The organism is Streptomyces spongiae (assembly GCF_009377185.1).
GTDB classification, from domain to species: domain Bacteria; phylum Actinomycetota; class Actinomycetes; order Streptomycetales; family Streptomycetaceae; genus Streptomyces; species Streptomyces spongiae.
In genome coordinates, this window is record NZ_VJZC01000087.1 from 1 (window position 1) to 25158 (window position 25158).

Annotated in this window: 24 protein-coding genes and 1 tRNA gene; 17 read left to right on the forward strand and 8 right to left on the reverse strand. The window is 65.8% G+C overall.

Annotated features, from left to right (window positions below):
• Positions 1 to 248 precede the first annotated feature (248 nt).
• Positions 249 to 881, reverse strand: a complete 633-nt coding sequence (locus FNH08_RS15280; RefSeq protein WP_322724557.1) for an ATP-binding protein — start codon at positions 879 to 881, stop codon at positions 249 to 251.
• A 121-nt stretch (positions 882 to 1002) separates the two neighbouring features.
• A complete protein-coding gene (locus FNH08_RS15285) occupies positions 1003 to 1812 on the reverse strand; it encodes a glycerophosphodiester phosphodiesterase (RefSeq protein WP_322724558.1) in 810 nt (269 codons plus the stop codon).
• Positions 1813 to 2103: 291 nt separating this feature from the next.
• On the opposite strand from FNH08_RS15285, the gene FNH08_RS15290 reads away from it, so the two are divergent.
• The 4 genes from FNH08_RS15290 (at position 2104) to FNH08_RS15305 (ending at position 8090) form a co-directional block, all read left to right on the forward strand.
• Complete coding sequence (locus FNH08_RS15290) at positions 2104 to 3648, forward strand: S1C family serine protease (protein ID WP_322724559.1); 1545 nt, start codon at positions 2104 to 2106, stop codon at positions 3646 to 3648.
• 44 nt (positions 3649 to 3692) lie between these two features.
• Positions 3693 to 3780, forward strand: a tRNA-Ser gene (locus FNH08_RS15295).
• Positions 3781 to 4760: 980 nt separating this feature from the next.
• Complete coding sequence (locus tag FNH08_RS15300) at positions 4761 to 5246, forward strand: hypothetical protein (RefSeq protein WP_228034139.1); 486 nt, start codon at positions 4761 to 4763, stop codon at positions 5244 to 5246.
• 96 nt (positions 5247 to 5342) lie between these two features.
• The gene (locus tag FNH08_RS15305) at positions 5343 to 8090 is read left to right on the forward strand and encodes an HD domain-containing protein (RefSeq protein ID WP_152772032.1); all 2748 of its coding nucleotides are present in this window, start codon (positions 5343 to 5345) and stop codon (positions 8088 to 8090) included.
• Positions 8091 to 8481: 391 nt separating this feature from the next.
• Here the strand turns inward: FNH08_RS15305 and FNH08_RS15310 are convergent, their stop codons facing one another.
• From FNH08_RS15310 to FNH08_RS15320, 3 genes are read right to left on the reverse strand one after another with little or no spacing between them, the layout of a single operon-like run.
• Positions 8482 to 8862, reverse strand: a complete 381-nt coding sequence (locus FNH08_RS15310; RefSeq protein WP_152772033.1) for a hypothetical protein — start codon at positions 8860 to 8862, stop codon at positions 8482 to 8484.
• Positions 8862 to 9290 (reverse strand): ATP-binding protein, encoded by a 429-nt coding sequence (locus FNH08_RS15315; RefSeq protein ID WP_152772034.1) that lies wholly within the window; start codon positions 9288 to 9290, stop codon positions 8862 to 8864. The genes FNH08_RS15310 and FNH08_RS15315 overlap by 1 nt, the downstream gene beginning before the upstream one ends.
• Before the next feature lie 46 nt (positions 9291 to 9336).
• Entirely contained in the window at positions 9337 to 9744 is a 408-nt protein-coding gene (locus FNH08_RS15320; protein WP_322724567.1) for an NUDIX hydrolase, read from the reverse strand.
• A 107-nt stretch (positions 9745 to 9851) separates the two neighbouring features.
• Between FNH08_RS15320 and FNH08_RS15325 the strand changes: the two genes are divergently transcribed.
• The 13 genes from FNH08_RS15325 to FNH08_RS15385 all read left to right on the forward strand — a co-directional run bounded on the left by FNH08_RS15325 (position 9852) and on the right by FNH08_RS15385 (position 21883).
• A complete protein-coding gene (locus FNH08_RS15325) occupies positions 9852 to 10640 on the forward strand; it encodes a GntR family transcriptional regulator (RefSeq protein ID WP_322724562.1) in 789 nt (262 codons plus the stop codon).
• Between the two features lie 165 nt (positions 10641 to 10805).
• Positions 10806 to 11162 (forward strand): SCO3933 family regulatory protein, encoded by a 357-nt coding sequence (locus FNH08_RS15330; RefSeq protein WP_152772035.1) that lies wholly within the window; start codon positions 10806 to 10808, stop codon positions 11160 to 11162.
• A complete protein-coding gene (locus FNH08_RS15335) occupies positions 11162 to 12538 on the forward strand; it encodes an FtsK/SpoIIIE domain-containing protein (protein ID WP_152772036.1) in 1377 nt (458 codons plus the stop codon). The genes FNH08_RS15330 and FNH08_RS15335 overlap by 1 nt, the downstream gene beginning before the upstream one ends.
• An 89-nt stretch (positions 12539 to 12627) precedes the next feature.
• Entirely contained in the window at positions 12628 to 13269 is a 642-nt protein-coding gene (locus FNH08_RS15340; RefSeq protein WP_152772037.1) for a DUF2637 domain-containing protein, read from the forward strand.
• 11 nt (positions 13270 to 13280) lie between these two features.
• Entirely contained in the window at positions 13281 to 13472 is a 192-nt protein-coding gene (locus FNH08_RS15345; protein ID WP_189214718.1) for a mobile element transfer protein, read from the forward strand.
• A 14-nt stretch (positions 13473 to 13486) separates the two neighbouring features.
• Positions 13487 to 13681 (forward strand): hypothetical protein, encoded by a 195-nt coding sequence (locus FNH08_RS15350; protein ID WP_322724564.1) that lies wholly within the window; start codon positions 13487 to 13489, stop codon positions 13679 to 13681.
• Between the two features lie 25 nt (positions 13682 to 13706).
• On the forward strand, positions 13707 to 13958 hold the full coding sequence (locus FNH08_RS15355) for a SpdD protein (protein ID WP_322724565.1): 252 nt from the start codon (positions 13707 to 13709) through the stop codon (positions 13956 to 13958).
• 140 nt (positions 13959 to 14098) lie between these two features.
• Positions 14099 to 15403, forward strand: a complete 1305-nt coding sequence (locus FNH08_RS15360) for a replication initiator (RefSeq protein WP_407704378.1) — start codon at positions 14099 to 14101, stop codon at positions 15401 to 15403.
• Positions 15400 to 15612: a helix-turn-helix domain-containing protein gene (locus FNH08_RS15365; protein ID WP_152772040.1), complete on the forward strand. Its 213-nt coding sequence runs from the start codon at positions 15400 to 15402 to the stop codon at positions 15610 to 15612. The genes FNH08_RS15360 and FNH08_RS15365 overlap by 4 nt, the downstream gene beginning before the upstream one ends.
• Entirely contained in the window at positions 15612 to 16790 is a 1179-nt protein-coding gene (locus tag FNH08_RS15370; RefSeq protein WP_152772041.1) for a tyrosine-type recombinase/integrase, read from the forward strand. The genes FNH08_RS15365 and FNH08_RS15370 overlap by 1 nt, the downstream gene beginning before the upstream one ends.
• Before the next feature lie 493 nt (positions 16791 to 17283).
• Complete coding sequence (locus FNH08_RS15375; RefSeq protein WP_194238491.1) at positions 17284 to 18507, forward strand: DNA methyltransferase; 1224 nt, start codon at positions 17284 to 17286, stop codon at positions 18505 to 18507.
• A 26-nt stretch (positions 18508 to 18533) separates the two neighbouring features.
• Complete coding sequence (locus FNH08_RS15380; protein WP_228034140.1) at positions 18534 to 20471, forward strand: ATP-binding protein; 1938 nt, start codon at positions 18534 to 18536, stop codon at positions 20469 to 20471.
• Between the two features lie 2 nt (positions 20472 to 20473).
• Positions 20474 to 21883 (forward strand): DNA double-strand break repair nuclease NurA, encoded by a 1410-nt coding sequence (locus FNH08_RS15385; RefSeq protein WP_152772043.1) that lies wholly within the window; start codon positions 20474 to 20476, stop codon positions 21881 to 21883.
• Between the two features lie 173 nt (positions 21884 to 22056).
• Here the strand turns inward: FNH08_RS15385 and FNH08_RS15390 are convergent, their stop codons facing one another.
• The 3 genes from FNH08_RS15390 to FNH08_RS15400 are packed head-to-tail and all read right to left on the reverse strand — an operon-like array spanning position 22057 to position 25141.
• On the reverse strand, positions 22057 to 23460 hold the full coding sequence (locus FNH08_RS15390; RefSeq protein ID WP_322724566.1) for a tyrosine-type recombinase/integrase: 1404 nt from the start codon (positions 23458 to 23460) through the stop codon (positions 22057 to 22059).
• Positions 23454 to 23660: a helix-turn-helix transcriptional regulator gene (locus FNH08_RS51900; protein ID WP_301999273.1), complete on the reverse strand. Its 207-nt coding sequence runs from the start codon at positions 23658 to 23660 to the stop codon at positions 23454 to 23456. The genes FNH08_RS15390 and FNH08_RS51900 overlap by 7 nt, the downstream gene beginning before the upstream one ends.
• Positions 23657 to 25141, reverse strand: coding sequence for a replication initiator (locus tag FNH08_RS15400; protein WP_152772046.1), 1485 nt, complete (start codon positions 25139 to 25141; stop codon positions 23657 to 23659). Before FNH08_RS15400 ends, FNH08_RS51900 begins: the two co-directional genes overlap by 4 nt.
• Between the last annotated feature and the right edge of the window lie 17 nt (positions 25142 to 25158).

A 25158-nucleotide genomic window follows, 5' to 3' on the forward strand; every position in this document is an offset into this window, starting at 1 on the left:
GGGTTGCCTGGGGGCGGGGTTCGCTCATGGCCAAAGGGCGCTCGCCGTCCGGGGCGTTCCTGGTCGATCCGGGTCACGGGGCTCGTCGCGCGGGGGCGGTTCAGCCGGGACGTCGTGGGTGCGGGCCCGGGCGGCTGCGGCGGCTGAGCCCCGTGACTAGCTCACTAGCTCACTAGCTCACTAGCCCATTGGCCCACCAGCCCATGTCCCTTAGCCCACTGGCCCACCAGCCCATGTCCGCTGGCCCACTAGTCCATGTCCTCGAAGGCGTCCGCCAGTTCCAGGCCGGGTATCGCGGAGACCGGTGGAGCCGTGACGCGGGTGACGAAGTCGTCGCGGCGGCGGGCACGGTCCACGTTGTCCTGGACGACGACCCACACGGTGACCTCTCCGCGCGCGTCGTCCCGTACGCCCCAGTCGTCGGCCAGCGCGGTGATGATGTTCAGCCCACGGCCACCATGTGCGGTGACCGAGGGCGTGGCCGGAACCGGGCGGGTCGGACCACCGCCGTCCGTCACTTCGACGGTGAGTCGGCCCGACGGGTCGACGCACCACGCCGCGCGCACGTCGCCGTCCCCGGCGAGGGCGTCGTCACCCAGTGGTCTGCCGTGCTTGCAGGCGTTACTGAGTAGTTCGGAAAGGATCAGAACGGCATCGTCGATGACCGCATCGGCCACACCACCGGTGCGCAGCTGGTCACGCATCCTGTGCCTTGCTTCCCCCACGCCCGCAGGGCCATGGGGTACGGCCATGCTCGACGACGTGGGCACCTCCTGTGCCACCACCAACGCCACCCCCGAGACCTCCTTTGCCCCACGCCACGGTGTGAATGCCCCATTGGACTGGACTGGAAACCGGCCAATCCACGTCCACTGACGCACTCGTAACGATCGAATACGGACCGAACGCGCCGGTGCACTCCCCGTAATCGCGTGGCTGAAAATCGGTGCTGCCAGGGCGGGTGTACGACCCGTTGCGGCTCCGGCTCCGGCTCCGGCGGCGTCAGCGGTCCAGCTGTCGCAGCACCGCGCGCGGGCGGTTGGTGATGATGGCGTCGACACGCAGGCCGGCGCAGAGGTCGACGTCCTGGGGCTCGTTGACGGTCCACACGTGCACCTGGTGACCCGCCGCCTTCAGGCGCTCGACGTACGCGGGGTGATTGCGCACGATCCGGATCGAGGGCCCGGCGATCCCGACGCCCGCGGGCAGCCGTCCGTCACGCAGCCGGGGTGAGACGAACTGCATCAGGTAGACCGTGGGAAGCGTCGGGGACGCGGCCCGGACGCGGTGCAGCGAACGCGCGGAGAAGCTCATGATCCGTACCGGTGACTCGGCGGCGGACTCGGGGGCGTCCAGGCCGAACCGCTTCAGCAGGAGCAGCAGCCGCTCCTCCACCTGGCCCGCCCAGCGCGTCGGGTGCTTGGTCTCGACGGCCAACTCCACCCGGCGGCCCGCGTCGGCGACCAGCTCCAGAAGGCGCTCCAGGGTGAGGACGGAGGTGTCCTCCCGGTCCTCGGGGCGGTGCTCCCAGTCGGGCTCCTCGTCACGGCTCTTCCAGGAGCCGAAGTCCAGGGTGGCGAGGTCGGCGAGTTCCAGGGCCGAGACCGCGCCGCGGCCGTTGGACGTACGGTTGACGCGGCGATCGTGCACGCAGACGAGATGGCCGTCCGCGGTCAGCCGCACATCGCATTCGAGGGCGTCCGCGCCGTCCTCGATCGCCTTCTTGTACGCGGCCAGGGTGTGCTCGGGAGCCTCTTCGGAGGCGCCGCGGTGGGCGACCACCTGAATCGGGTGCTGTCGTACGTGTGTCACTGCGTCATGGTGCCACCGTGGCGGGGTACGCGTGTGGGCGATCGCATCACAAAACCGTCTGTTTAGTCCGACAGGTCCGATATAAGGAAAGGCTCCGGACCCACAGCCACCGCTTATGGTGCTCTGACGGTCCATGGGAAAAGCTGACGGCAGACACAATCACATGACAAGCACATGCACACGCGCAGATGCACAGCTTCACCGCGGCCGGACCGTCGAAGCGTGACGCGTGTGACCGAGTGCGACCGAGTGGGACCGAGAATCAACAGCCGTGGATCGAGGAGAAGAGCTGTGAGCACCGAGAACGAGGGCACCGCGGTACCCCCCGCCCCGTCCGCACCTCCCGTGCCGGTGGAATCTCCCGCTGCCTCCGCGCCGGCCCAGGCGTCCGAGCCGAGCGCGCCTGCCGGTGACACCCCCGCACAGGACGCGCCGACAGCCCCGATCCCGGCGGCGCCCCCGAGCGCTCCGGGAACCGCCGGGCAGGAGCCGTCGTACGCCGGGGCACCGGCGTACACCTCCGTCGGCGGTCAGGGCGCCGACGGCCACGCACAGCCGCAGGGAGCCCCCGGAGCGCCCTCCGGCGGGGCGACTTCGCCCGCGGCCGCCGGCTGGCCCCCGCCTCCGCCGCCGGCCACGCCGTCGTACGCGGACGGCGGCGGCTCGGGAGCCGGCTGGGGCACCTCGTACCAGCAGCCCGCGCCGAAGCCTGGCGGCAAGCGGGGCGGACTGCTCGCCGCGATCCTCGTGGCCGCCCTCGTGGCGGGCGGCGTGGGCGGCGGCATCGGCTACACGCTGGCCGACCGCAACGAAAACTCCACCGACTCGACCACGGTCTCCGCCACCCAGAGCGGCGGCGACCTCAAGCGTGACCCGGGCACCGTCGCCGCCGTCGCCGGCAAGGCGCTGCCCAGCACGGTCACCATCGAGGCCGAGAGCAGCAGCGGCGAGGGCGGCACCGGCACCGGCTTCGTCTTCGACAAGCAGGGCCACATCGTCACCAACAACCACGTGGTGGCGGGCGCGGTCGACGGCGGCAAGCTCACGGCGACCTTCCCCACCGGCAAGAAGTACGACGCCGAGGTCGTCGGGCACGCCCAGGGCTACGACGTCGCGGTCATCAAGCTCAAGAACGCCCCCTCGGACCTGAAGCCGCTCACCCTCGGCAACTCCGACAAGGTGGCCGTCGGCGACTCGACCATCGCGATCGGCGCGCCCTTCGGCCTCTCCAACACCGTGACCACGGGCATCATCAGCGCCAAGAACCGCCCCGTGGCCTCCAGCGACGGCAGCCAGAGCAGCAAGGCGTCGTACATGAGCGCCCTGCAGACGGACGCGTCGATCAACCCCGGCAACTCCGGTGGCCCGCTCCTGGACGCGCAGGGCAACGTCATCGGCATCAACTCCGCGATCCAGTCCTCGAGCAACGGCGGCCTCGGCGGCACCGGCCAGTCCGGCTCGATCGGCCTGGGCTTCGCGATCCCGATCAACCAGGCGAAGAACGTCGCCCAGCAGCTGATCAAGACGGGCAAGCCGGTCTACCCGGTGATCGGTGCGTCGGTCTCCCTCGAAGAGGGCGCGGGCGGGGCGACGATCAGCCAGAACGGCGAGGGGGGCTCCGACGCGGTCACTCCGGGCGGCCCCGCGGCCAAGGCCGGACTCAAGCCCGGTGACGTGATCACCAAGCTCGACGACACCCCCATCGACAGCGGCCCCACCCTCATCGGCGAGATCTGGACCCACGAGCCCGGCGACAAGGTGACCCTCACCTACACCCGCGACAAAAAGACCCGCACGGCCGAGGTCACCCTGGGCCAACGCGAGGGCGACAGCTAACGGTTACTCTTGTCCCGCGCGCCCGACGATCGTGGGGCACGCGGGGTGGGTTGCCCGAGCGGCCTAAGGGAACGGTCTTGAAAACCGTCGTGGCGCAAGTCACCGTGGGTTCAAATCCCACACCCACCGCCAGGTGAAACGGCTCCTGACCAGGTCATACGGTCAGGAGCCGTTGCCGTGAGCGGTGCCCGCTCAGCACTGTGGTTCCCCGTGGTTTCCCGCTGGATCGGGCACGGATGGGGCACGGGACGCGCAGCTTCCCGTCTGTCGCTTCACAGAGAACGGTCAGTGAGGAGTGCTGGGAGAACCACAGCGCCCGCATGGCCGATACCCCACCACCTGTGCGTCGCCCAGCAGCATCCAACTGGCTTGCTCCAGGTGTCGCCCGTGACCGACCATGAGGCCGCAGCGCTCATCACCGTGGAAGACTTCGCGGCTGCCCGCAGCGCTAGCGCGAACCAGTACCGCTGGCTCCCCAGAGCGGTCGACACCTTCGTCCGCGTAGCACTCTTGCATGTAGTCCATTGCGTCACGCTGGCCGAACGCACTGGCGTACAGCAGTTCTCTTCCTCGCATCTTCAAACTCCGTCCGGGCCAGGCCACCTTGCTCTCGGTCAGGCAGGTGTACATCGAAGCCTCCCCCTCATGCGCCAGTTTCAGCGAAACTCAGCAGGGGCTCCCATGACTGTGCTTGGTATATGGGCGCTTCCGTTAAGGCGGGTTACCCGGTGCTGTGGGACCACCGTCGAACATGCGCTATCAGCTTGGGAAGCTTAGGTCTTCTCGGGCCGATTACCGCGCTGACCTGCGGCGGAACGAGGTTCCAACCTTGGCGGATCCCTTGCCTAGTCCCCTCTGTTCCCGTGTGTCACTGCTGGATCTGGCACGCGAATGGCAGGACTCTCGGATCATTGTTCCGTTTCGGGGAGGGGCTTGGGGCACAAGACGGGACTGCTGATGTACGCCGACGGCGACGTGTCGTCCGCCGTCGTTGCCGTCACTGGCGTCGACTGCCCGACAACAATCCCTCGGCTACGGGTAAGTGATCGGACCTTGCAACGATGCACTTCTATTGGCCTATGCTGATCAGAGGCAGCATAGGGGGAGGGGCAATGGCTACGTCGGAGGATCCTGCAGCAAGTGCGAGTGAAGCTAAGAAGGATTTCGCGCTTGAGCGGTATCGCTACATACTGCAACAGATCAACGCAGTTAATGAAAACGCCCACCGATTTCTCGCTATTTACCAGACGCTAGTCACAACTCTGATGGGGGCGGCACTCGCCCTTTTCGTCGGGTACCATAAATGGCAAATTCAGCCAGCAACTGCTCGCGGTGGCGTGATTGGGCTCATGGCCCTGGTCACGGTGGTTGCCGCTTTCACTGCCACACTAATCGTAGTTGGTGCTCTCGCTTGGCTAGATTATCGAAACGAAGAGTGCGATATCACCGACGAGCTTGTAGGAACAGGCTTCCGTGAGCGCCCTCGTCCAAGCAATCTGTTTCGCTGGTACGAGACTTACGTACTGTTGTTCATTCTCGTCTCGGTAGTCACTATGTGGTGCCTTGCTGGGTTCTTCCTTCTGCCGGCGATGAGGTGACCATCTATGAACGCTTGTCAGGTGTTGGAGGATGCCTGCACCAGCTAGTTCGTCGAACCGCTGGTACGAACAGTGATCTTGGGACATACTCACCACATGGTGCAGCAAGACGATTCGTCCCGCCCCGAGCTCTGGCGTAAGGCTCTCGGTCCAAACGCGTTCGCTGATAGCCCCAACGCTCGGGACAAATTTAAGCAAGCTCTGCTAGATATGGAAGAGCAGGCGGGTCAGCTCGCGAGTGAAATCGCGCGTGACATGCCAGACTTCACGCAGCATGACATCAGCCATGCTCATGGAATCTGGGAGATTGCAAATCATATTGCCGGTCCGGGATTGCAGCTAAACCCTGCCGAGGCTTATGTGCTGGGTGCGGCTATTCTCGTCCACGACCTGGCAATGAGTCGGGCTGCCCATCAGGTCGCTGGAAAAAGGATACGAGACCGCCGGGAATGGCCTGACGCTCTCGCGAGAGAAGTGAGAAGGAAACACGGGAGGCCCCCGCACGCGCTGGAACTTGCTTCGCCTCCCGAGCAGCTGGCAAAAGAGGCTGATAAACAACTGTTGCGTTCGCTACATGCGGAAGTTGCCGAAGAGCTACCTATGGGGTCGTGGACTTCTTCTGACAAGACGACTGCATATCTCATCAATGATCCTGAACTCAGGCAATCTTACGGAAGAGTAATCGGTAGGGTGGCAGCCAGTCACCATTGGAATTCTGACGAAGTCACTAAAAACCTTTCAGCGCCGGTAGGAGCGCCATCTTTTGCGCCAATTGATTGGCGCATCGATACCCTCGTATTGGCCTGTCTACTCCGTACGGCGGATGCGGCACACCTCGACTCCACTCGGGCACCTGCTATTTTAGCCGCAGTACGAGATCTGCCAGCCCTTTCAAGCGATCATTGGCTCTTTCAAGCTCGTATTCAGCGGCCGTACCTGAAAAATGGCCGATTGGTCTTCACCGCACCTGACGGTTTCGCTTCTGATGAGATCGGGGCCTGGTGGCTAGCATACGAAACGCTCTCAGCAGTTGACGAAGAGCTGCGCAACACGGACAGCGTGCTGGCGGACAACGCACGCTCAGCTTTCTCTGCACGTGGTGTAGCTAATGTTGAGTCACCGCAGGCGTTCAGTGCTGTAGCGCCTTGTCGAGACTGGGAGCCTGTCGAAGCTAAGGTAAAGGTGGACGATGTAGCTGGCTTGGTTCGTCGGCTCGGCGGAAGCGAGCTCTACGGAGAAAATTGGTCTGTTGGTCTGAGAGAAGTCGTGACCAATGCATGTGATGCTGTAAAGGCACGCGAGGCGCTTTCTGAGTACCGCGGAGGTCGGCCTTTCGCAGGGCGAGTTTCGGTTTGGTTGGAGGAGCAAGACGAAAGCATCTGGTTGTCTTGTAGTGACAACGGGATTGGGATGCCTCCGTCCATCCTTGGAGGAAAGCTCCTCGATTTCGGTAACACCTCTTGGCTTAGCGCGGATGTGGTTCGTGGGAACCCTGGCCTGTTAGCAAGTAAATTCGAGCCATCGGGTCGATTCGGTATCGGATTTTTTTCGATATTTATGATAGGTAAGAGGGTGCAGGTAACGTCGCGCCCTGTTTCCGGTGGCACTGCAGATACGTGGATTCTCGAATTTAGTGACGGCGTGGAGCATCGACCTATCCTCCGGAAAGCGCGTCCCGAGGAGCAACTAGACGAACCCGGCACGACCGTTAAAGTCCGGTTGGACGACTACTTGTGTGACCAAATCCCAACTGAGACACCGGGGGATAGCCAGGTCTTCCTCAGCGCCCGTATTCAGAGGTTGGGCTGGAGATCAACCTGTGAAATTTCATTGGTTGGCCTCCTTCGCTACTTAATGCCTGCGTCAGAGGTTGATATTTGGGCCAGTGATTACCTCGGAGGCTGGGATAGCAAGTGCGCTGTTGCGAAGCAAGATTGGGTCACGATGGACGGCGTCAAGCTTATGCGTCGCCTGTATGCACTTCCGGATGGCGGGCTGGATATTGATGACTCGTTGATCGATGCAGATGATGTAGACCTCTTCGATGGAGTCGCGGAAGCGGAAGAAATCGCCCAACAAGTCGGCAAGCGTCTACAGCTTGTTTACGATGCAGAGGGGAGGCCAGCTGGAAGAATCACAATGGGTACACCATCGATGATGTATGAGGACTTCTCCTATCCTGATGCGTCAGTCGTGACAGCTGGCCCCGCGAGAACCAGCACGAGCCTGCGTAGCGTGTGTGGGATGTTGCTTGGTCGGCCCTATGGTGCGGCTAGAGAGTTCGCGGCGCCCATCGCCAGTTACGCGTCTATGGGCGATTGGGTAGATGCGGAAATGGCAAGGCTTTCCATTAAGTCGCCAGACTCAAAGAATGGAGGGTGGTCTGTCGCTGTTGCAGAGATGGCCTTGAGGCTCGACCGTGATGCCAGACATCTTCCGTGCTGGCGTATCAAGGAAGGGTGGATTGACTATCCTCGGCTTGTCCAGTGGATATCCGATAGGTCGGAATTTCATGTCGCTGATCCGTATAACTTCAGGGTTGAAATTGGGCCTGAAGTTCTTTCTGGTGACATAAATGACGATATCCTGGCGTTTGAACTGGGGAGGAAGATCTCTTTAGCGGGAGGTTCGAATTCGATTGAGTGGCCCGAAAATGTGGAGCATGACTCCGAGTTTCCTTTCAGGTTCCTTTTTGGGTGCGCTCTCGAAGAAGCTTGGGGGATTGAGTCTGTGAAATTGGAACGGCTCTTTTGGCGGTCTAGGGGGAGGTCAGTGGAGGCGGGCTGGTTTCATGACAGGCCACTCGTCGCATACGCTTTCCCGTGCGTTCGCAGCGAACAGTGATTTAGGAGTACCCCTTAGCTAGGGCAGCGTGGAGAGGTTGCCGGAACCAGGTCGGCGGAGCGGCTTTGGGGTGGCGCTGCTTTGGCGCGAGTGATCATGGCCCCGTAAGCTTGCGGCGCGTCGGGCAGTCTGTGGACCTGCCCGGTAAAGCACGACGTTGGGGCCATGATCTTCGAGGCTCGCGCCAAAGTGGCTCCGTAAAGCCGCGGAGTCGACCGCCCCAGCCACGACGCACCCCTTCTCTGGTATCAGGCGACTGGTTGCCATGCGCGCGGCACGGGCGCCGGCCGGGCTGGAGCGGGGCGGAGACTGGAGCGCAGGCCCGGCCGGGGGCCGGGCCGCGCGCGGTGAGCGGAGCGAGCCGCCTTGAACCCGTAGAGAAAGTTGTAACTCAGTGGGTCTGCTGGGGCTTGAAGTCGTGTGCGCAGGCTGGAAGTTCGGCGCCCTGACGGTGCGCGAGTGGCAGGAAGAGCACTGGCCGGATCGTCCACGTGATGCGGGTGTTGCCGTGGCTGATCGTCACGGTGCTTGGCTCGGAGCGTAGGAGAGCTCGCCTTGTGTCCGCGCGGCCTTCGTACAGCCAGGCCCATGCCTCGTCGCAGGCTTCGGGGTCCAGTGCCGGTGTGATGGTCCTGAGTGCGACGGCGATCCACCTGTCAGCCTGTGGTGCCGAGTACGCATCGAACGATCCGTGGAGTGACGGCTGTTGTGTCTCGTCGGTGAGGTCCTCGGTCCAGCACTCGCACCAGTAGCCCCAGCGTGGGTTGTCCATCAGCACAGCCGGTCTCCTGGGCGGGTGTTCGCGAAGAGCTCCGCGGTGACGGTGTAGCCGCCGTGGGTGGCGTGGACGACGACTCGGTGGGCGAGTGCGGTGACCATGCTCAGTCCCCGGCCGTGCTCGGCGTCCTGGTCCTGGTGCTCGACCTTGGGGGCTGTGCCGTTGCCTCCGTCGTCTGTGACTGACAGGGCGACCACCTGCGGGGAGACCGCCAAAGCGAGGTGGAAGCTGCCGGATTCCATGCCGCTGGCCGTGTGGAGGATTGCGTTAGCGCTCAGCTCGCTCACGATCAACTCGGCGTCGTCCGCGAGTGGTGATCCGCGCAGGATGTCGCGTGTCCAGCGGCGGGCCCGGCTGACCTCTTCGGGAAATCCTGGGCAAGTGAGTCCCCAGACCCGGGCGGTGCTCGTATACTCGTGCATACAAGTTCCTTCGTGCTGGTAGGCCGCCATGTGCAGCGGGTTCGGGTTAGACGAGTTTCACGCCGTCGTGGGCGCGGATGGCCGGCGGGGATGCCGCGTCCAATGCGTCCAGGACGCGGATCGCGTATGCCTCGTCGGCGAGTTCGGTGACTTCTTCGCGGGTGGCCCAGCGCAGTGCGCGGGTCTCGTCCCCGGTGGTGGGGGTGCCGTCGGCGGCCTGGCAGCGGAAGACCAGGGAGACGATCAGGCCCTTCATGTTCTTGTAGACGCCGGTCAGGGTCGCGGGAAGCGCGATCTTGATGCCGGTTTCTTCGAGAACCTCGCGCTGGAGGGCCTCCGGGATGGTTTCCTCGCGTTCGAGGACTCCGCCCGGGGGTTCCCAGTGGCCGTTGTCGCGGCGTTTGATCAGGAGGGCGCGGTCCTGGTCGTCGACGATGACTCCGGCGACGCTCACGGAGTGCGGACGGTCGGTGCTCACGTTCCTCGGCCCTCTCGGCTGGCTAGGCTCTCCACCGTAGCAACAACGAATGCCCACTCGTCTAGATATCTAAAGGAGTACACGTGCCCTCCCTTTCTTCCGGCCTCCTCGGCGATCTCGACCCCACGAGTGATCGTGCGGTCTTCCGGCAGATCGCCGACCAGCTGCGCGAGGCGATCGACCGTGGCCGGTTCAAGGAGGGCGAAAAGCTGCCCTCGGAAGCTGAGCTTGTCGATCATTACGGGGTTTCCCGTATGACGGTTCGAAACTCCTTCTCCGTCCTCCAGGGGGAAGGGCTCGTGCACGCCGAGCACGGCAAGGGTGTGTTCGTGCGACCACGGCCGCCTGTGCGGCGGCTCGCCTCCGACCGGTTCGCCCGGCGCCACCGGGAGCAGGGCAAGTCCGCGTTCACCGTCGAGGCCGAGGCGGCTGGCAGTCATCCGCAGGTGGACAGCCTGGAGGTCAAGGAGGAGAAGGCCAGTCAGGATGTCTCCGCGCGGCTCGGCTCGGTGCGGCGGGTGCTGGCCCGTCGGCGGCGGTATCTGCTGGACGGGCGGCCGGTGGAGTTCGCTACCTCGTATCTGCCGCTCGACATCGCGCGGGGCACTCCCATCGCCGAGCCCAACCCCGGGCCCGGTGGCATCTACGCCCGGCTGGAAGAGTTGGGTCACCGCTTGGACCACTTCGAGGAGGAGATCCGGGCCCGGATGCCCTCGCCCGGTGAGGTCAGGACGCTGCGGCTCGCGTCTGGTGTGCCCGTGATCCACCTGATCCGGACGGCGTACGACAGCGAGGGGCGGGCGGTGGAGGTCTGCGACACGGTGATGGCGGCGGACGCGTACGTCCTGTCGTACCAGCTCCCGGCGACGTGATGGCGTGATCGGCGGTGGTGCGCGGGGGCGCTTCTCGGAACTCGTACACCCCAACACGCTTACTCGTATAGACGAGTGGGCAAGTGGTGTGGCAAGGTGGTCGTCGTTCCCGGAGATCGGGTTCGAACACTGCATCTTGTATAGACGAGTAGATAGGAAGAAACCTTGCGCACCATCCGTGTGGAGACCTCGGCCGCGACGATCCTGCTGACCGAGGCGCCCGAGCCCAAGGTCCGCGACCGGCAGACCGGCGAGATCGCCAAGGACGCCGTCAGTGGTGAGGCGCTGATGACGATGGGCGTCGTCTACATCGAGGAAGGGGAGTCGTCGCTGATCAAGGTCACCGTCCCTGAGAGCGGTGTCTCCGAGGGGCTCGCCCTCGGTGCGCCCATCTCGCTGCCGGGGCTGGTCGCCCGGCCGTGGGAGAGCGTGTTCAACGGACAGCAGCGCCACGGCATCGCCTACCGAGCCGCCGCCGTCACCCCGGCCGCCTTCCCGGCCACCACCGAGGCTGCCGCCTGATGACCGACCTGACGACACTCCTGGAGGTAGGTGGTCCCCTCGCCGCACTCGGCGGCGGGGCCGCCTACGCCCGGGCCAAACACCCGGGCCTCTACTGGTCCACGGTCGGCCTGCCGATATCCACGGCCCGACTGCTCAGCACGTATGGCTCGGTCATGGAGGCCTGCGGCCTGACCGTGGCTCCGTCCCGGCTGCGGGTCCTCGCGGTCAAGGCCACCACCCGCCGAGAGGTCCGGCCCGTGCCCCCGCGTCGGGGCATCATCCGGCCCACCTCGACCGGACTGCGACTCCGCCTCCGGCTCGCCCCCGGGCAGGAACCCGCTGACGTCGCCGCCTCGGCGGAACGGCTGCGGCACGCCTGGGGCGTGCACGCCGTCTACGTCTCGACCGTCAAGCCCGGTGTCGTCGAACTGCGCCTCGTCGGCTTCGACGTGCTGCGGAACGTGCGTATGCCCCGCAAGATCCAGACCGGGTTCCTCAAGGTGCCGGTGGCGCTGCGGGAAGACGCCACGCCCTTCATACGTGACTACCGCACCATCCCGCACCATCTCACCCTCGGCGCCACGCTGTCCGGCAAGTCCATGTACCAGCGGCATCTGATCGCCGGACTCGCCCGGCAGCCCGTCGCCCTGGTCGGCATCGACTGCAAGCGGGGAGTAGAGCTCGCGCCGTTCGCTGCGCGGCTGTCGGCGCTTGCTACCGATCCGGAACAGGCGGCCGAACTGCTGCCCGTGCTCGTCAAGGAAATGGAGGACCGATACGACCTGATCAAGGCCCGACAGGGCATCGCCCCGCACACCCCGGACGAGGAGATCACCTCCGACATCTGGGGCCTGCCCGAGAGTGAACGGCCGGTGCCTGTCGTGCTGTTCGTCGACGAGGTGGCCGAACTCTTCCTCGTCGCCACGAGGAAGGAGGAAGAGCGGCGGGACGAGATGGTCACCCAGCTCATCCGGCTCGCCCAGCTCGGCCGGGCTGCCGGGATCTACCTGGAGGTGTGCGGGCAGCGCTTCGGCGCCGAACTCGGCAAGGGCGCCACCATGCTGCGGGCCCAGTTGACCGGCCGGGTCTGCCACCGCGTCAACGACGAAGCCTCCGCCAAGATGGCACTCGGCGACATCGCCCCCGAAGCGGTCTCGGCCGCCTGCGCCATCGCCCCCGAACGGCCCGGCCTCGCGGTCGCAGGTGACACCTCCGGCGGCTGGTCCCGCATCCGCACGCCGTACCTCTCCCTCGGCGACGCCGCCGAGATCTGCCGCGAGTCCGCGCACCTGGCGCCTGACCTGCCCGCGCTCAAGCCCTTCCGGCCCGACGCGCCCGTACGGCCGGTCGAGACCCCGGCCCCGGTCATCGAGCCGCGCCCGGTGACCGACTGACCCTCGTTCCCTCCCAAGACCGGTCGGCGTGACCGTCTCGCGCCAACTCCCTACCCCTGCCATGCCCGAACCCCGGAAGGAGCCGCAGCATGCGCGCCCAACTGGCCCGCGTGGACGCGGTGCTCATCCAAGCGGTCATCGCCGCCGCGCTGTCCTTCGCCCACCTCCACGACATCGCCATGGCGGCCGGACAGGACGGCTGGAAAGCCTGGGCCTACCCCGTCTCGGTCGACCTGCTGCTGGTCGCCGCTTGGCGTCGGCTGCGGTCCGGGGAGGCGAAAGCGGCCGGGTGGTGCTGGTTCGTCATCGCCCTCGCCGCCTCCCTCGGAGCGAACGTCGCCACCGCCGGCCTGCTCGACCTGGACGACGTACCGGCCTGGCTGCGCATCCTCGTCGCCGGATGGCCCGCGGTTGCCTTCCTCGGCGGAACACTCCTCGCCCACTCAACACCGGCCACGGCCACCACGGACGCCGAACACGGTGGGGACAACGGGGACCAGGAGGACGAGCCCGAACCCTCACCTACCGAGGAACTCCCCGCGCAACCGGCCGCCATTGAGGCACCGCCCGAGCGACCCGCCATGCCTGTTCCGGCCGCCCTGGTCGAACACGCCCGCAAGGTCGCCGCCGAGCACCACACCCGCACCGGAATACCCATCGACACCCCGACCCTCCGCGCTCGACTCGGCGTCCCTGCGCCCATGGCCGAAGCCATCGCCACCCACCTCTGAAGGGAGCTCCCGTGACCGCCCATCGCCGCTTCCGCTCCGTCACCCGCATCGGCCCGGTCCAGGTCGGCACGTCCTATGACGGCCGGGGCCGTGAGAAGCACACCGCCGCCTGCACGGCTCCGCGCTGCGGCTTCTCCGCCGACTACGACAGCCGCGCCGCTGCTGAACTGGCCGCCCGTACCCACCGTTGCCCCGTTCGCTGAAAGGACTCGCCCACGTGACCGTCAGCCTGCCGCTCGTCGTCGTCCTCGGCTTCTTCGCCTGGGGAGCGGTCAAGTTCCTCGGCGTCCGTACCTGGATCGTCGTCCTGATCGCGCTCTTCGGCTTCTGGCTCTCGCACACCTTCATGGCGCCCGCCATCGAGTCCGGCACGCGCTCCGGCGTGGACGTCATAAACGGCTCACACGCCTAGACGAGTAGATAAGGAGGGTCCTGCTGTGTTCCTGCCCAAGTACCCCGATAACCCCACCCCGCCGCCCGCGCACACCCACGCCCATGCCCCGGCTGCCGCTCCGGCGCCCGCGCGCAGCTCGCTGCCGCAGGTCTCCGTCGGCAGTGGGGCGGTCGCGGCCGTCGTCGTGGGCGGTGTTGTCCTCACCGCGCTCCTGGCCGCCGTCGCGGTCTCGGCCATCTCGGTGGCCATCGCCGCCGTGGTCCTGCGCTCCCTGATGCGCGACCAGCGGCGCTGAACGGCGCCTGACTCCCGGGGCGGCCCGATACCGCCAAGCATCCGCCGCCCCGGGAGCTCTCCCCTCTCGACCGAGCCAGTCAGAAGGAGACAGCCATCTTCACCGGTACCACCCCGCCCCCGCTCCCGGAACTCGCCAAGCTGGCCCAGCACGGCACCCTGCCGGGTATCCTCCGCCAGCTCTCCGGGCTCGGCGGCTGCACCAACCCCATCCGGCTCGACGGCCACCGCACCGAGTACGACATCGACACCAGTACCGGTGAGATCGGCCGCGTCCTCCAGCACCTCGACTCCACCAACCTCCCGGCCGGACAGCTCCTCGTCCGCTGCAACAACCGCCGCACGACCCGTTGCGCGGCCTGCGCGGAGGTCTACCGCCGCGACACCTTCCACCTGATCACCTCCGGCCTGCGCGGCGGCAAGGGCATCCCCGAACACGTCGCCGCGCACCCGCGCGTCTTCGCCACCTTCACCGCGCCGAGCTTCGGCCCGGTCCACAACCGCCCTTCCAGCGGGCGCCCTTGCCGCTGCGGCATCCGCCACGACCAGGACGACACCGAACTCGGGACCCCGCTCGACCCCGACACCTACGACTACGAAGCGGCCGTTCTCTGGAACGCACACGCAGGTCCGCTCTGGCGGCGTTTTTCGACCTACCTGCGCCGAGAGGTCGCCAAGCGCGCGGGGCTGTCCCAGCGGCGATTCCGCGAGCACGCCCGGGTGTCCTTCGCCAAGGTCGCCGAGTACCAGAAGCGCGGCGCCGTCCACTTCCACGCCGTCATCCGCATCGACGGCCCCAGCGGCGGCGACACCCCACCCCCGGCCTGGGCAACCGCCGAGCTCCTCACCGATGCCATCGAGACGGCCGCCGCCAAGGTCAGCGTGGACGGCCCGGTCATCGACGGACGCGCCCACACCTTCGCCTTCGGCCGCCAACTCGACATCCGCACTATCCGCTCCGCCGACTTCAACGGCGGCCAGGAACTCACCGAACGCGCCGTAGCGGCGTACATCGCCAAGTACGCCACCAAGGGCGCCGAGACCGCCACGGGAGCTCTCGACCGTCCGCTGAAGTTCGTCGCCGAACTGGCCCAGTTCGACATCAGCGACCATGCCCGCCGTCTGATCCGCACGGCCTGGACGCTCGGCGCACGCAAGGAACTTGAAGAGCTCCGGCTCCGGGCCTGGGCTCACATGCTCGGCTTTCGCGGCCACTTCTCCACCAAGTCCCGCCGCTACTCCACCACCCTCGGCGCCCTCCGCGACGCACGCGCTGAATGGCGCCGCGCCCAAGCAGCTGCCGCAGCTACCGGCGAGCACGAGACCGACACCACCTACGTCCTCGCCCACTGGGTCTTCGCCGGAACCGGCCTGTCCGACACCGAGACCTGGCTTGCGGCATCCCTCGAACCCGCCCCCGGAACGGAAGGAGAGCCGACAGCATGAACGACCGCTACATGTCCGTGGACCAGGTCGCCGAGTTGCTGGGCACGACTACCCGCTTCCCTCGGCGGCTGATCGAAGAGCGGCGCATCACGTACGTGAAGGTCGGCCGACACGTCCGCATCCCCGAGAGCGCCGTGCAGGACTTCATCGCCGCCAACACCGTGGAACCGGTCGTTCTGCGGCCAACGGGCCTGAGGAGGGCTGCCTGATGGCTGGCAAGCGCAAGTCCCGCCGGGCCTACGGCAGGGTACGCAAGCTGCCCTCGGGCCGCTTCCAGGCCCGGTACCCGGGGCCTGACGGCGTGCTGCGGCCTGCGGATCGTACGTTCGCCACCTCGACAGACGCTGACCGGTGGCTGGCCAAGAAACGCATCGAGATCGAAGAGGGGCGCTGGCTCGACCCTCTTGAAGGGCAGACCACGGTCCGCGACTGGGCGGCCCGTTGGCTCGCTGCCGTCTCCCCTCAGCTCAAGCACAAGACCCAAGCGACGTACCGGTCCTTGATCAACTCGCTGATCAATCCGGCGCTCGGGGACCGTGAGCTGTCTGGCCTCCGGCCGATCACGATCACTGAGTGGGTGGCCAGCATGAACACCAAGGGACTCAGCGCGTCGCGCATCAGGCAGGCGTACCGGGTTCTCTCGCAGATCATGCGGGCCGCTGTCGACAACGACATGATCCCGCAGACGCCGTGCCGGGGCGTGAAGCTGCCCAGGATGCCGCAGACAGAGCCGCACATCCTCACCCCGCTCGAAGCCTCCCGGGTCGTACGGAGTGCTGCCAAGCCGCATGACCTGCTGATCGCGCTCCTCGCGTACGCGGGCCTGCGTGTCGGCGAGGCATTCGCCCTCCGCCGCGTCGACATCGACGTACCCGGCGGCTTCGTCCTGGTCGACGAGAACCTGGCCGAAGCTAACGGGGCCTTGGTCTTCGACACACCAAAGTCCCACCAGAAGCGGCTCCTTCGCGTCGGCCCGTCGCTCGCGAAGCGGCTCGGCCGGCACCTGGAGGCCCTGCCCGGCGGGGATGACGCGCTCCTGTTCACGACGCCCGGCGGCAAGCCGTTGCGCTACAACCAGTGGCGCAAGGCGTACTTCGACCCCGCCGTGTCGGCGGCCGGGCTGACCGACGTAACCCCTCACGATCTCCGGGCCTCGCACGGGACCTGGGTAGCTGACCGCTACGGCGTCATGACCGCCGCTCACCGGCTCGGCCATTCGAACGCGAGCGTGACGACTCGCCACTACGCCCGGCCAGTCGCCGGTCGTGACGACCAGGTGGCCGAAGCGGCGGACTCCTGGCTCAGCGGGCACGATCACGCGCCTGGGGCACGTAGCGGGCACGACGACGATGACGACGGCTCAGCCGGGGCGCTCGTACCCGTCTGACCTGCGCGGGAGCACCCCGCCCGGCTGATCGCCGAAAGGTCTTGAAAACCGTCGTGGCGTAAGTCACCGTGGGTTCAAATCCCACCGCCTCCGCAGCAGCTCAGCGAAAGTGCTGACCAGAAGGGGCGTCCTGAGAACGGGGCGCCTCTTCGCCGTGAGCCCTGTCTCACCTTGAACCGCCTCTGTGCCCCTTTAGATCATGGTGTGTGGACCAGGCGTGGACCACGGTACGACCGGGCTGACCACCACTTCGCCGACCGGGCGCTCACTGCCGTACTGGTCAAGCAGCACTGTGCGCTGACCTAGTTGGCGCCTGAGCCCGCCTCGGCAGCGACACCCGCAGGCGTCCGAACAGAGCTGCACGGCACTCAGCCAAACGTCTACGTTCATAATTTCGGATCTCTATGCATTGATCGGGTCACAGAATGTAATACTGGTACGCCGAGGCCTCCGTACTGGCCTGCGACTGCACCGGTACTACATGATCAGGGGCATGGGCGTTTCCACGAGCTACCAAATCCAGGACCTTCCGCTGCAGTGGCGCTCTGCCCCTCGTCGGTGGGGCCATCCGCTGCACAGCCTGTGCAGCTACTTCGCCATGTTCCCGCCACAGCTGGCGCACTTCTTCATCGACTGGCTCACCCAGCCCGGTGAGTCCGTCTATGACCCATTTTCCGGCCGCGGCACCGTACCACTCGAAGCTGTTCTCCAAGGCCGACGCGGATACGGCAGCGACGCCAACCCCCTGGCAGTGGTCCTCTCGCACGCCAAGACCCGGGTGCCGAGCAAGCGCGCTCTGCTCAAGCGTCTCGCCCATCTCGAAGACGGATATTCGCCGCGCGCTGTGTCGATCGCTAACGAGCCCGCCAACATCACCATGCTCTACAGCGACAAGACGCTGCGGCAACTCGTATGGCTCCGGGACCAGTTGGACCGGACGAACGACACCGACTGCTTCTGGATCGCAACGATCCTGGGCATGCTCCATGCCAACCACAACAAGTCCGGTCCACGGGGCTTCTCGATCAGCATGCCGAACACCTTCGCAATGGCCCCGGGCTACGTGGCGAAGTACATCGAGGAGCACCGCCTCGTACGGCCCGAGGTCGACGTCTTTGCCATGTTGAGGACCCGGCTGGAACGCCTGGAGCTCCCGACCGCTAAGCGGGAGGGGGGCAAGAGCTGGGTCCATGACGCTACGACTGCAGCACCGTCATGGCTCGTTCAGCGACGTCCGAAGCTGATCTTCACGTCCCCCCCGTACCTGCAGGTGATCAAGTACGGCAAGTACAACTGGGTCCGGCTTTGGTTCCTCCGTGAGACATCCTCCGATGTCGACCGGCGGCTCATGGCATCGGCCTCACTCACCCGCTACCTGGAGTTCATGAAGTCGGTCTCGGCGAACCTCAAGCGGGTCGTTGCCGAAGACGGCTACGTGTGCTTCGTAATCGGGGACGTCCGCCGCGGTGACGACGACCTCAACCTCGCCCAGGCCGTCTGGGATGAAGTGCTGCAAGACCAGGGCTGGCACCTGCACGGGATCATCGCCGACGAGATTCCGCAGGATCGCAAGGTGAGCCGCATCTGGAAGAACAACAGCGGCCGGGCCACCAAGGTCGACCGGCTTCTGCTGCTTAGCCCCACACCTCAGGAACTCCCGGACGTCGTCCCGCCGTCCTGGGCACAGAAGCTGTCGTTAGCGAACACCCGCAGCTAGAACCTCTCAAGAGGGGGAACCGCACCATGACCATGCTCGAGGAACTCAAGCAGCTCGCCAGCGTTGATCTTTTCGCGGAGAGCCGCAAGGAGGACGCCTTCGTCGGCCGACCCTTCTACCTCGACTTCGACCGTCTGCGCCTGATGAGCAACGACAAGTGGAAGCAGAGTGTCGGCGGTGTTCCGGCCGGTGCCTTCCTCCTCGCGCTCTACAACGGCGAAGCCGGCATCGACGAGGCCATCCTGCTGCGAGTGTTGCGCCCCACCAAGCTGCCAACCGACGACGACATGGTGATGGCCATGGTCGACCACTACAAGGAAGCACCCCGGGACGACAGCGGTACCCCGCTGGACTCCTATACCCGGGCCGAGTTCCAGTTCTCGGGCCTTGAGTGCCGCGTGATCGGGACCTTCTATCGCGACGAGACGCGTACCACCCGATTCGCTGGCGACCTGGACAACTTCTACGCCCCGCATAACTATCGCGTCGTCAAGCCCAGGGGCAACGTTCTCGAGTACATCGTCAACTTCCGTGAGCAGGGCATCCCGGGCGGCAAGGGAGACGAGCGGATCGGCCGGGTCCGCTACAGCTCCAGCCTCCGTCACCACGCTGGCGACGAGGTCCCGGTCTACGTATCCGCACTGGACTTCCTCGGTAAGCGGACCGCCCTGTTCGGCATGACCCGCACCGGCAAGTCCAACTCCGTCAAGAAGATCATCCAGGCCACCGTCGGGATCTCCGGGTCCGGCGTGAAGATCAAGGACGACGAGATTCTCCCCGTCGGCCAGATCATCTTCGACATCAACGGCGAGTACGCCAACGCCAACCAGCAGGACGACGGCACCGCCATCTTCCAGCAGTACCCGAGCGAGGTCACCCGCTACAGCGTCCTCGAGAAGTCCGGTTTCAAGGTCATGAAGCTGAACTTCCACCGCTCGATCGCGGAAGGCCACTCGCTGCTGGCCAGCCTGCTCGACGACGACTCGAGTACCTACACTCGCGCCTTCTGCTCGATCGACTGGACGGAGCCCGACCCGGAGGACCGCTCCGCCACAACCCGCTACGGCGTCAAGAAGGCTGCATACCAGGCGTGCCTGAAGGCTGCTGGCTACGGCAACGGCGGAGCGCAGATCAAGTTCCAGTCGAACGCCGTGATCATGGGTAGTAAAATCCCCGGGCTCGACGGTGTCGACCCGAGCAAGGGGATCTCCCTCGACGACGCCATCGCGTGGTTCACCGCCGCGTGGGAGAAGTATGACGATCCCCAAGGCCCCTTCCAGACCCTGAAGCGCCAGAAGAAGGGGCGTGACTGGGCGGACGAGGACACTCAGACGCTCATGCGCTTTCTGACTCGTAAGTCCAAGCCCGGCGGCAGCGCCACCGAAGCGGGCTACCGCAAGTTGATGAAGCACAAGACGCTCCACACCGACACCATCGCGAACCCCTTCGACGACGAGATCGTGACCCTGCTGCGAGCCGGCAAGATCGTGATCCTGGACCTGTCCCAGGGCAACCCTGACGTTCAGCGCACCTACTCCGACCGCGTCTCGCGCAAGATCTTCAACGAGGCGATGAACCGGTTCATCAACAACGAGCAGACGAACTTCATCCAGATGTACTTCGAGGAGGCCCACAACCTCTTCCCTCGCAAGGACGACAAGGACCTCACCCAGATCTACAACCGCATCGCCAAGGAAGGCCAGAAGCTCCGGCTCGGCCTCTGCTACGCGACGCAGGAGGTCAGCTCGATCTCAGGAAGCATCCTGAAGAACACCCAGAACTGGTTCGTCTCGCACCTGAACAATCGCGATGAGCTGCGAGAGTTGGACAAGTTCTACGACTTCGAGGACTTCACGGAGAGCCTGCGGCGTACCACCGACAAGGGTTTTATCCGGCTCAAGACCGACTCGAACACGTTCATCGTGCCGATCCAGGTCGACCCGTTCAAGGTCGCGGGGGTCTGAGCATGGCTTACTCCAGCCTGCGCGGCCGCAAGCCCATGGAACGCGCCAGCAAGATCTCGCACACCAACATCATCGCCTCGCAGGAAGTCAAGGACCTCCTTGCTGAGTGCACCATCCCGCGGCCTGCTGACACAGAGACCGTCCAGGAGCTTCTCGCCCGGGTGCCCCTGCCGGCAAACCAGGGCATCAAGCACGTCATCGCGGTGGACGGCAGCTTCCGCGAAGCACTGGTGCGCGACGAGTTCCCCTCGGCCACCATCACCTTCTTCGCGTTCGGCCCGCTGATCTTCAAGCTCGACGACCTGCGGCAGCTCGACCGTGAAACGTTCATCGCGCCCGAAGACCTCGCCAAACTTAAGAAGATCCAGCGCTTCCAGCTTGCGCTTCCCACACGCAACATCTCCCGCAACGGGCTTGGGCTCCAGGACTCGATTCGCCTGTCGCTCCACGAGTTCCTCGCCCGCCCGGTCGATGAAGGCAAGTCTCTCTACGACACCCTGCGCTGGCTGCTGTACCGTCGCTGGGCGAACATCCCGGACGCCCGCCGCACGCTCCGCCACTGCCCCAACGACAGCGTCAACGGGTGCAACCGGGAAGAGATTGTGCTCACCCCGGACACGCCCTACCGCTCCGAGTGCACGAACTGCGGCGGCCCCATCTACCTGGGTGACGTTCTGCGCCTGCACGAACTCGTCGATGACGAGCAGGGCGCCAGCCGCATCACCTCCTACCTGCTCTCCGCACTGGAGACGCTCGCCCTGGTCCACGTGATCCACGCGCTGTGGGAGATGAAGCCGATTCTGCTGCGGGAGTTCCTGTTCATCAAGGACGGACCGCTTGCTCTCTTCGGCCAGGTTTTCACGCTGGCCGACCCCCTGCGCGACCTGGCGAACTTCCTTGCCACGTATCGCGATCCGTCGGACCAGAGCAAGGTTCTGCCGCTTCTCAACGTGGTGGGTCTTGAGAAGAGCGGCTCCTTTGTGGAGCACGCGGTGCACATCGAGAAGAGCCTCGACAAGGCGCTCGAGGAGGCCAAAGGCGAAGGGGACTTCTCTGGCATCGTCCTTCCTCTGTCCAACGAGTACATCTATAAGTACGTCGTTCCTGGCGATCCCGGCGGCACGATCACGTACGGGCAGAACACGTACTGGGGCGGCAAGATGATCTTCAAGGCGAAGGACGGCAGCACCTACGTGGCAACCGTCCCGACCCTCGGCGGACACAAGTCCGACCCGAAGATCGACGACTACATCAACCTCACCGACGTACTGGCTGCCGTCTCGGAGCTCCGCTGCTCGATGTACGACAACGCGCTGATCCCGGTGGCGCTGGCGAACCGGCTCGTGTCCCTCTCCGAAGTCCCGAGCAGCCGCATCCTGGAGTCCTTCGCGCGCGGCACGATCCGCGGATAGCTGGGAGGACCACCAACCCTGGCAAGGCGGGCCGAGAGCTGAGATCGAGATCTCGGCCCGCCTTCGTCCGAGATAGGCGGTCGTACTTCTTGGTGAAGGCGGCCTCACTCGGGGTGACGCCATCGAAACTTCCACCGTGTCGGTGATCGAACCACTTGGGCTGTGCGGCTGTTCTACCCGTCTTCGGTCTTCTCGGACCCTTCCAGGGCCCGCTCGATCTGCTGGTTCGCGTGATGCTGGTTGCGGCGGATGGCCTTGGCGTAGAACCGGAACAACACGGCGATGCTGTGGCCGGCGCGACGGGCGACCTCGGCTGGGGAGACACCGGACTCCAGCCAGAGCGAGACACCTGCGTGGCGGAGGGAGTACGGCACGTCAGCCAGCGACGAGGCCGCATCGGATTCCGTCAGCACTGCGAGCCGGGCGGCCTTCCACACCTCTCCGTACTCCTTGGACAAGAGGTGGCCACCCTGTGCGGCACGAAACAGCCGGCCGTCTTCCGCAGTGCCGAACTCCTTTATGTGCTCGCGAATCAGGCGCACGAGTACCGGCGGGATTGGCACCTGCCGGGTCGCCTTGCGAGCTCGCTTCTTCAGGCCGCGCGTATCGAACGACTCGCCCGTGTCGGTCCACCCGGAGCCGACGCGGGGCGTGCTCGTCGCCAGCAGCACTTCCCCCCAGCCTTCTTCGGGCAAGGTGAAGTCCCCTTCCCGGAGACTGGCCGCCTCCCCAGGGCGGTTGGCCGCGTAGTAGAGGCAGCCGAAGAACGCCATCAGGTGTCGTCCGCGTTCCCCCTGATCACCGACAGCGTCAATCAGCGACTTCGCCAGCTTTGGACCGGGGACGAACCGGAAGTCGATCTCGTCGTCAGTTTCGGGCGGGGTCCAGTCGACCTTGTCGAGGGGCAGGGCCGTCAGCAACTCCCGTTCCACCGCGTACCGGAGACAGTTGCTGAATACCGTCCGCTTGCGGTTCACCGTGTTCTCGGCAGCGGCCGTGCCGTCCTGCTTCACCTTCAGCGCGTCGAGCGCCGTACGCACCACCGAAGGCGTGTTGAGGTCGGTCATGTCCACGGACTTCCGGCCGATCCAGTCCAACGCGGCCATGATGTCGGCGGGCGGCTCCTCAACGTCGAGACGGGGCTTCAACGTCCCATCGTCGCCGAGGACGAACCGGTAGACCCACGAGTAGAGCGCGAGGCGGAGCACCTTCGGAGCAGGGGCCCCACGGTGGTCCTTGACCAGCTTCGGCGTGATGGTGGCCAGCGCGTCAGAGATGCTCGCGCGGTGCTTGGCCGAAGCACCGGGCCACTTCATCTCCGCGTACGCGCGAGTGTGGGCGTACCAGGTGGTGGAGTTGAGCGCCTGCAAGTCCGAGGTGGGCAGGCCGGTTTCCGTGTCGAACTGCTCGCGGTTGCGCAGCGCGGTCAGCAGCTCCGAGCGGCGACCGTCGGCCTGAGCCTTGATCTTGTAGCTCTTGGAGAAGGGCCGGGGGCCGACACGCCACCGGAGCTGGTAGGCCGCCGCGCGGTTGGGCCGCTTGCGGATACCCCAGATCTGAACGTCGTAGGTCAGCACGCTTCCTGCACCTCGCAGGCGTCGAACCAGGCGTCGAGGTCGGCCCGGCGTATGCGGATCTGACCGTTGGGAAGCTTCAGGTGCCTGGGCGCCTGGCCCCGAGCACGCATGCGGTAGAAGGCTGCGCGGGACACCCCGATCTCAGCCAGCGCATCGACCAGCTTCAGCGTCTGCCTGTCGGCCTTGGTCGGAGTGGTCACAGCCAGGGTTCTCCTTCGGACTTGATGCGTTCGGCTTGGGCGATGTCGTGGCGGACCTGGGCGGCGAGATGTTCTTCTCCGGGGCGGTAGCCGCTGCAGAGGTAGGTCCATGAGGAGGCGGTGACGAGGGTGGTCTCGTCGGAGGTGGAGAGGTCGGCGCGGGCACGCGCGGCTTCGGCTTGAGCGAGGCGCCAGGCGCGGCGTACGTCGCGGAGTGCGCCGAGGGTGGTGGAGTAGGCGCGGGACTTGGTGGAGAAGTGGCCGCGGAAGCCGAGCATGTGAGCCCACTTCCAGAGCTTGAGGTGGGCAAACTCAGGCAGGTGGCCGAGGGCCCAGGCGGTGCGGATCATCTGGCGGACGTGCTGAGCCACGGGCAAGGCCTTGATGGGTTCGGCCTGCCCGGTGCCGTCGCAGTCGGCGCACCGGTCATGGAAGCCATCCGGCCCGCGTACGTAGCCGCGTCCAGCACAGGGGCGGCACATCAGGGTGCGGTCCACGGTGCCCGCACCTTCGGCGTTCTTGGTGGCGTACTTGGCGACGTATCCGGCGACCTTGGCGTCCGTGTACTCGGCAACCCTGGCGTCGGTGAGTTCGCCGTCGCCCAGGGCGGTGATGGGGTCGACCTTGAACCGGCGGCCCCAGGCGATGACGCGTTCGCCGATGGCCTCGGACTCGATGGTGAGCCGGGCACGCTTGACGGCCAGGCCCACGGCGGCGCTCAGGGCGTCGAAGGTGGCCCAGAGTGGGGGCTCGGTGATGTGGCCGTCGGGTCCGTCGAAGCGGATCACGGCATGGAAGTGGACCAGGCCGCGCATCTGGTACTCGGCGACCTTCGCGAAGGAGACGCGCAGAGCGGCGTTCAGCGCCTTCTGCGTCATGCCGAGGTGCTCGGCCAGGGCGCGGCGCAGGTAGGTGGTGAAGCGTGCCCAGAGCTGTCCGGCGTGGGCGTTCCACAGCACGGCGCCGGTGTAGTCGTACGTGACCGGGTTCAGCGGGGTGCCGAGCTCCGGCGCATCTTCGGCGTGGGTCTGGCCGCAACGACAAGGCCGGGGCTTGCCCGCGTCGGTGGTGGAGCGGTTGTGGACGCGGCCGAACGAGGGGGCGGTGAGGGTGACGAAGGCGCGGGGGTGGTCGCGGACGGTTTCGGCGACGTTCTTGCCGCCGGAGAGTCCGGCTTTGATCAGGTGGTAGGTGTCGGCGGCGTACACCCGAGAACAGGCCGGGCAGCGGGAGGCACGGCGGTTGCCGCAGGTGGTCAGTAGGCGCCCGGAGGGTTCGTCTTCGGAGCGGTAGGAGCGGACCACTTCCTTGGTGGTCTCGTCGGTGGTGATGGTCCAGCCGTGGAGGTTGACGGGGCTTGTGCAGCCGTGCAGGTTGCGGACCTGTTCGGTGACGCGGTCGAAGTCGTGGGTGTTGGCCAGTTCGATCAGGTCCCGCAGGCTGGGGCTGACAACGTGGCGCAGGTCGAGGGGGCGGCGCATGGGTGGCGGGGTCTCCC